General features: G+C 46.6%; 7 protein-coding genes and 1 tRNA gene. 2 read left to right on the forward strand and 6 right to left on the reverse strand.

All coding sequences use genetic code 11. The annotated features are described in order from the left end of the window. On the reverse strand, positions 1-938 hold a 938-nt coding region (locus tag PJF56_RS03785), incomplete at its 3' end, for an RNA-guided endonuclease InsQ/TnpB family protein (protein WP_283761314.1). 108 nt (positions 939-1,046) lie between these two features. Here PJF56_RS03785 and PJF56_RS03790 point away from each other — a divergent pair. After that, positions 1,047-1,748: a 4'-phosphopantetheinyl transferase family protein gene (locus PJF56_RS03790; RefSeq protein WP_283761315.1), complete on the forward strand. Its 702-nt coding sequence runs from the start codon at positions 1,047-1,049 to the stop codon at positions 1,746-1,748. Positions 1,749-1,829: 81 nt separating this feature from the next. On the opposite strand, the gene PJF56_RS03795 is transcribed toward PJF56_RS03790, so the two are convergent. From PJF56_RS03795 to PJF56_RS03815, 5 genes are all read right to left on the reverse strand, one after another. Beyond that, positions 1,830-1,906 (reverse strand) — tRNA-Met (locus tag PJF56_RS03795). A 69-nt stretch (positions 1,907-1,975) separates the two neighbouring features. Then, the gene (locus PJF56_RS03800; RefSeq protein ID WP_283761316.1) at positions 1,976-2,923 is read right to left on the reverse strand and encodes an asparaginase; all 948 of its coding nucleotides are present in this window, start codon (positions 2,921-2,923) and stop codon (positions 1,976-1,978) included. Between the two features lie 36 nt (positions 2,924-2,959). Then, a complete protein-coding gene (locus PJF56_RS03805) occupies positions 2,960-3,460 on the reverse strand; it encodes a CGLD27 family protein (RefSeq protein WP_283761317.1) in 501 nt (166 codons plus the stop codon). Positions 3,461-3,474: 14 nt separating this feature from the next. Continuing rightward, positions 3,475-3,906 carry a ribosome silencing factor gene (gene rsfS, locus PJF56_RS03810; protein ID WP_283761318.1) on the reverse strand — a complete coding sequence of 144 codons (432 nt, stop codon included), beginning with the start codon at positions 3,904-3,906 and terminating at the stop codon, positions 3,475-3,477. Between the two features lie 225 nt (positions 3,907-4,131). Further along, entirely contained in the window at positions 4,132-5,373 is a 1,242-nt protein-coding gene (locus tag PJF56_RS03815; RefSeq protein WP_283761319.1) for a glycosyltransferase family 4 protein, read from the reverse strand. Between the two features lie 514 nt (positions 5,374-5,887). Between PJF56_RS03815 and PJF56_RS03820 the strand changes: the two genes are divergently transcribed. Then, the coding region (locus PJF56_RS03820; protein ID WP_283761320.1) for a DUF4347 domain-containing protein at positions 5,888-7,867 on the forward strand (1,980 nt) is incomplete at its 3' end.

Consider the following 7,867-nt stretch of genomic DNA (forward strand, 5'->3'; position numbering starts at 1 on the left):
CTATCTATCTCAATGTAGTTTCTGCCATACCATCGGCATTTATAGGACAGTTGTCGAGTCAACTCTCCCCAACTTGCGTCAGATATCGCTTGTGCCAACTTCCGGTTTTTGACCATGTTCTTCACTGCTAAGTCCTCAACCACTATCGTTTGGTTTTCGCGCACCAGTTGAGTCGTAAGCTTATGTAAATGGTCAGTTCGGGTATCGGTTATTTTTTTGTGAACTCTAGCCAGCTTTACTCTGGCCTTATATCTATTGTTCGACCCTTTCTGTTTTCTCGATAAGTTTTTCTGAAGTCTCCGAAGCTTACGGTAATGTTTCTTTAAGGGTTTAGGGTTAGCTACCTTGTTTCCATCACTGGTAGTTAACAGGCTGCTAATTCCTAAATCAATACCTACCGCTTTATCGTTAGCAGGTAAAGGTTTAATGGTGGGGTCATCAAATCTAATGGAAATATGCCAACGTCCTGACGGATGGAGTTTTACACTCACCGAACTGGGCACACATCCGGATGGGATCTGACGAGACCAACGAATGGCTAAGGGTTCTTTACATTTGGCTAAATAGATTTGACCTTCTTTGAACTTGAATGCTGATTTAGTAAATTCCGCACTACCTCCTTGGTGTTTTTTCTTGAAGTTGGGATATTTGACACGCTTGGCAAAAAAGTTGGTAAATGCGGTTTGGAGGTGTCTTAATCCCTGTTGCAAGGGGACACAACTTACCTCGTTTAAGAAATCTAACTCTTCTTGTTTTTTCCAGTTGGTCAACATTGAAGAGGTTTGAGCGTAATCTACTCTTTCTTGTCGTTCATACCAAGCCTGAGTTCTTTCATGGAGAGCCTTATTGTAAACTAATCTTACACAACCCAAAGTGCGCCGCAATAGCGACTCTTGTTCTGAAGTTGGGTAAAATCGGTAGTTAAATGCTCTTTCCATGTGTGAGTCAAAGAGTTTCTCACATTGTAGCACCTAAGATGTAATTGTGGTAGCCTATGGTTAGTAAAGCCGCCCTGGAAGGGCGGGGTTTCAGACCCAATTTTTCTGATGATGTTATCCGATCGCCACGTTCAAATATGGTGGGCTGACTTAAATTCGTTTATGCCTCAATTGGCCGAGTTTAGGGCGTTTCTATCTCCAGATGAACAGGAGCGATCGCAGCGCTTCCATTTTGACGAGCATCGAGAGTATTTTATGCTGGCGCGGGGTCTTCTCCGCTCTTTATTGGCACAGTATTTAAAATGCTATCCCTCAACAATTGAGTTTACCTATTCTCAACGAGGCAAACCCGCCTTATCCCTACCCCAATCTGACTTAAATTTTAATGTTTCCCATTCTAAAAACTATGCTCTGTATGGTTTTGCTCTCAATTCGCCCATTGGCGTGGATATTGAAACGATTCGCCCCCTGATGGACTTGGATGGTTTAGCCAAGCGCTTCTTTTTACCTTCAGAATATCAGCACATTCAACAAACCCCCATTTCGGAACAACCCGATACCTTTTTTCGCTATTGGACGTACAAAGAAGCTTACTTAAAAGCCATGGGGGAAGGATTAGCGGGACTCGAACAAGCCGAAATTCACTTAACGGAAACTGGGGCACAAGTGAGCGATCGCGCCTGGTCATTATATCCCTTAACCCCTCCCCCCGGTACAGTCGCGGCTGTAGCGATTGAGGGACACAACTGGCAGGTAGTGCAAGAAGTCGTGCAAAAGCAGATCGCCGTCCCGACTCCAGATGTTCCGTGAGGACAGTGCGGTTCAGTGCGATCGCCAAAAACAAAACCCTGCTAACCAGTTAGCAGGGTTTTTGAAAACGTTTTTTCGATTTGGTGGCGGGGAGCGGATTTGAACCACTGACCTTCGGGTTATGAGCCCGACGAGCTACCAGACTGCTCTACCCCGCGTCACTTTATCTAGTATAGATCAGTGATTTGAATTCTGCAACCTTTTTTCCCAAATTTCTCAATCAATTTCTAAATAATCGACAACTCTCCGCTCACCTCTAGTCGTTTATAGTCTCCAATACTCATGAACTGCTCTCCGAGGGTATCAGCGGCCATGGGGCTGATCCAGCCTAATTCCTTAAGGGCGTGAATAGCTGCGGCATATTTAGCCCGCTTACTGCCATCAATCACCTTAATCGCTAAACCCATGCCTTCCCCAATGCGGCTAATACATTGGATGCCTTCAGCTCCAGACTTACTCACCAGTTTCCCTTGAGCCACTCGCATTAATTCCGTATCAAACTTCTCTTCACCGGCGACAAATTCCGGGTAATGGGTCATCGCTCGTACCACTCGTTCTAAGTCCAGATGATCCCCGGAAGCCAACTGAGCGTACAACGTCGCCATTTGTCCCAGTTGCATATAGTAGGTAGGTGCGCCACAGTCATCATGGACACCAATGAGTTCATCAGGAGGAAGTCTGAGCAGTTCGGCAACTCTGGATAAAATCAGTTGTTGGACGGGATGATTGCGGCGTAAATAGTTTTCCTTCATCCAATGGCGCTGCTGACAAACGGCTAACATACCGGCATGTTTGCCCGAACAGTTATGTTGGAGGGCGCTTTGAGCGCCGGGGGGAATGGGACATTGGAGGGCGGTGGGTTCAATGTCGCAGCGCCAGAGAATGTTAAAGACTTGTCTAGCTTGGGCCGTTGTGCCTTGATGGGAACTGCAAATGATGGCTAAATCGCGATCGCTTAGATTATACCTCTCCAGGGTGCCAGTGCTGGTGACGGCTGAGGCTTGAAAGGGTTTAAGGGCAGAGCGAATAAAGGCGGCCGTTTCTGGATCTCCAGCAGCAGAAAGGACTCGCCCTTTATCGTCACAAACTACGGCTTGCGTGCAGTGGGTGGATTCTGTAATGCCTTCCCGGAGAAGACTAACTTGTAAGGTGGCGGTACGTTTTCCCCTGGTCATGAGTTTATCAATGGATGAATAGAAGATCACAAATCATTAAAAGCAGACCCAACTAATTGCTTGAGTTCCGAGCAGTGTCCCTAGTCCTGCAAATGTCCAATGAAGACGTTTGAGGATGGGTTTGACTTGGTAGGTAACAATCAGTTGGTCTTTGGTGAGGCTCTCTGGGGATTTTTCCCAGATTTGACCATCATACCAGCCGGATTCTTCGTAGGAGACGGTGGGACTGTTGAGGCGATCGCCAATATATTTCCATCCTAAGTATAGGCGCAGGAGCAACAAAGTCAAGATCAAACTGGCTCCAGCACTAGCACAGATGGTAAATCGGATCGGGTCTTTGCTCATGGGAAAACTAGCGGCAGAAACCGGCCCGGTAATCACCCAACTTAATCCCCAAATCCAGATCGCCTTCAACCAATACTGGTGAGGCTCTAGGGTTCCCCAACGAAAGAAACCCGATTCTTTGAGTGCTCGAAATTCGTTGAGAGGTTGCTGTTCATCTGGTACGGGACAAGGCCAGGTGGGTTTTTCCGTCATCAGGTTTAATCTCTCTATGAGTCCTTCGGGTTAAATTCTACGGGTTCTGCATGACTCCAGAAGGCATCGAGGTTATAAAATTGCCTCTCTTCGGGGAGAAAGATATGGACAATCACTTCTCCGAAGTCTTGCAAAATCCAGCTTCCTTCGGCTTTTCCTTCGGTTCTTAAGGGGAAGCGCTGGAAGTTTTCTTCGACGCTATCTTCGATCGACCTGGCGATCGCCCGCACTTGCACGGTGGACAATCCCGTTACCAATACAAAGAAATCGGCTAAATAGGAGACTTCATCCACTTTAAGGATCAGGATATCTTCCCCTTTACGGTCATCTGCTGCTTCCGCTATGGTTAGGGCCATGTGCTGACTACTCTCTAGGGGCAAGGGACTAGAGGGCGCTGAGGAGGGAATTGAGGTTGGAGAAACAGGCGTTTGGCCAAAGTTGGACATGCAAACTAGGTTAAGAATTAGGACACTATTGGGATTATTTTAGGAATCTTTATCTTAACTGAAGATCCCAGGAGTGGGGAGTGGGGGAATGGGGGACGCGGGGACATGGAGACGCGGGGACATGGAGACGCGGGGACACGGAGACATGGAGACGCGGGGACGCGGGGACACGGAGACGCGGAGAAATTACTTCTTGCCTATTGCCTATTGCCTATTGCCTATTGCCTATTCCCTATTCCCCATTACCTCCTCAAATAGGGTTTCATAGCGATTGAGGGCTTCTTCGAGAGAAAAATTTTGCAGGGCATAATCTCTCCCTTGCTTGCCTAGCTGTTCAACTTCGGCGGGATTATGATAAAATTGCCTAATTCGATCGGCTAGGGCTTGGCTGTTTTCTGGCGCAACCACCACTCCCCCTTTACTGTTCCGAACGGCTTTAGCTGCGGTTCCATCTTCGGGAACCGAGGCGACAATGGCTCTCCCACTCGATAAAATTAAGGGAATTTTGGAGGGCAGGTTAAAGGTTGTGACGCGCTGTTTTTGCACCACTAAGCCGATGTTGGCCGCAGCATACATTTGGGGGAGGGTTTCGCGGGGTTGGAAGGGCAGGAGTTTAACATTGGTGACTTTAAGGCGATCGCACTCAGTTTGTAGAGCGCCCAAGGCTTTTTTCTCTCCCACAATCACAAATTGAATGGCTTCGAGATGTTGGAGTTGGGCAGCCGCTTCAATGACGGTACTGAGTCCTTGGGTGAGGGCGATATTGCCCGCATAAAGAATGACAAATTTACCGTTGAGTTGATGCTTTGTCCGAAAATCATTGGGTTCTTGGGGTAGGGGACGAATGAAGTTGACATCCACCCAGTTGGGAATACAGGTGATTTTGCGATCGCTAATTCCTTGGGACAATAATTTTTCTCGAAATCCTTCCGCAATCACGCTAATCCGTACTGAGGTAGAATAGGCAAGAGTCTCTAAACTTTCTGCCATTTTGAACAGGATAGACTCCCGTTTGAGTAAGCCTACTCTTACCGCCGCTTCTGAGACGATATCTTGTAAATTGAGTACCACAGGAGAGCGCCGAGACGCTGAAAAAAGACTCACTGGAACGGAAATCGGCAAGGGCGGAATAGTCGCAAAAACCACATCTGGTCGCCATCCCCGGTAGGCTTGCACCACACTACTGACAATAAAACTCCCGTCAAGTAAAAGACGGTCTAATAATCCCGGTTTTGGCCCCTTTATGTAAACATAGCTGCGTTGAATAGTAACCTTATTTTTTACTTCAGTCAGATAAATTTTACCGCGATAACCCTCATAAACCTGCCGTTCTGGATAATTGGGCATTCCCGTCACCACCCGCACCTGATGCCCCCGCTCGGCCAGCCCTTCAGCCAATTCTGTCATCAGTGGGGCAATGCCAATGGGTTCTGGAGCATAGTTGTAAGAATAAATTAGAATTCGCATCGCATCAGACCTTTAGCTGAGAGGGTTTTAAACGGCAATAGAACTTATCTTGCCCAAAAAGTTTACACTATCGTAACCTAGTTTTAAGTAGACTGGAGTCCCTGAGTATTGATTGTCTTAACTCTATGATTGATTATCCGTAAAATTATTGATTCTTCATACGTTAAAATTCATCTTCCGATCAATTGCCAAATTATTTTGCTTAGAGTTATAATTTAAAAATGCTTGCCTAGGGTGCGAATAAACTTTTTTGAGTCAAGAGAGTTTTATCTGTTTTTTGTCCGATTAATATTACACCAAAGATAAAATCAACCTAACTTCTAATTTCAACCAAGGTTGATTCTACATCATGCAATATATACCGATAAAAGCATTTAATTAAAAATAGCCAAGCGTATGAAATTTTAACTGCCTTAGAAAGAAAGCCTCTACTCTCAAACAATAGAGTGGATTTCACTAGAAAAAGTTATCAATCCATTTGACTCGAAATCATCAGATAAAATCTACCATAACCATGTCTTACTCACTCAATTTGCCTGTTTTCCCGAAACAGATTGCGTTTATCGATCCCCAAATTAAAGATTATGACCTTCTCCTCAAGGGGATCGAGTCAGATGTGGAAGTTGTTATCTTGGAAAAACACCAAGATGGAATTGAGCAGATTACCCAACATTTAAAGACTCATCGGGAAAACTCCATTGAATCGATTCATTTGATTTCCCATGGAAATTGGGGACAAATTCATCTGGGTTCTACTCAACTCAATCAAGAAAGCCTACCCTACTATAGCCAAACCCTACAAAGCTGGTCAAATCTGCTGGGTCAATCCGCCGAAATATTACTTTATGGTTGTCGAGTCGCTGGAAATGCGATCGGTCGGTCGTTTGTGGATAGCCTCAGTCAATTAACGAAAAGGGCGATCGCCGCTTCCACCACCTTAACCGGTAGCGCCGGGCTAGGAGGAACCTGGGAGCTGGGATATCGAACCGGGGAGATGCGATCGGAATTGGCATTAGACGAGGGGGCGATCGCCACCTATCCCCACACCCTAGGAATCATCGTCGCCAACCCCTTCTACGCAGTAGGTCGAGATCTACCCATTAATGCCAGCGATCCCTTCACACAACTCTACATTGTTGACATTGAAGATGGAACCTCGACCAAAGTAGGAACTATTCAGGTTGATAGCTTCACCCTAGCTCGACAAAGCGTAACTGGTCGTCTCTATTATGTGGAAATCGTTGATAATGCAGCAAATGGAGAAAACGCTCAAGTAGGCTACTGGGACCCTTTAACCGGTACAAATACTGTACTGGGACAAGCAGGGAGTGACGCTGATGGCATTAGATTCTTCAAACTAGCTCAGGCTGATGATGGCACACTATACGCTCTGGCCAATAATTCAGACAAATTATTTTCTATCGATCCCAACACAGGAGTAGCAACCGACTTAGGGCAAGTTTCGGGGCTACCTGCAAATGGCGGAGATATAGCCTTCGATCCCAATGATTCCCATCGTCTCTTTATCAGCAGTGCAGGTAATCCTGGCGATCCATTTGAACTCTATACAGTCGATGTTTCAGCAGGGACTTTAACTGCCACACTAATCGGAGAAGCGAGCCTAGGTCTAACTAGAACAGGTTCTTTAGGGTTTGGAAATGATGGCCAACTTTATGCCAGCAGTGACGATCGGTTAGTCATTCTAGATTATCCCAATGTCAGTGGAGGAACGATACCCACTATAGACAAGGGAGGTTTAAGCTTTGCTGCCGCAGATTTTGGAACATTACCCACTCTAGAATCTGAAGCCGATTTAACCATCCAAAAAACAGACAATCTCAATAACGTTGCGGCAGGTAGCACCGTTACCTACACCATCTCAGTCACCAATGATGAGCCATCGAATCGCATCATTGGCATGATCATTCAAGACACCATTCCCAGTCAGTTTGATACCAGCAGCATCAGTTGGGAGGCAGAGATTACCGATAACAATACACCAGGTGATAGTAATATCGTCAGTGGTGCAACTGGCAGTAACACCAATGACTTAGTAGTTCAACTCGCTCTAGGCCCGCAAGATACAATCACAATACTTGCTAGTGGAATCGTTGATCCAGGCACAACACCTGGAACTGTCATTAGAAATGAAGTTGAAGTTCCCGGTATCGAAGACACCACACCAAGCAACGATAGTCCTATAGATGAGACCACTGTAGTTGCCACCCCCAGTGCCGACCTGAGCATCACCAAAGACGACAACCTCACCACTGTAGCTCCGGGAGGACAAGTCACCTACACCATTGTCGCCAGCAACAACGGCCCCCACGATGTCACTGATGGCGTAGTCAACGACACCATCCCCAGCGAACTAGAAAGCGTCACCTGGAGTGCAACCGGAGCCGGAGGAGCCAGTGGCTTTGATGCCACAGGCACAGGCAACACCATCAACGACACCGGTATTACCCTCCCCTCCGGAGGCAGTATCACCTAC

This window comes from Roseofilum halophilum BLCC-M91 (genome assembly GCF_030068445.1).
Taxonomy (GTDB): Bacteria; Cyanobacteriota; Cyanobacteriia; order Cyanobacteriales; family Desertifilaceae; genus Roseofilum; species Roseofilum halophilum.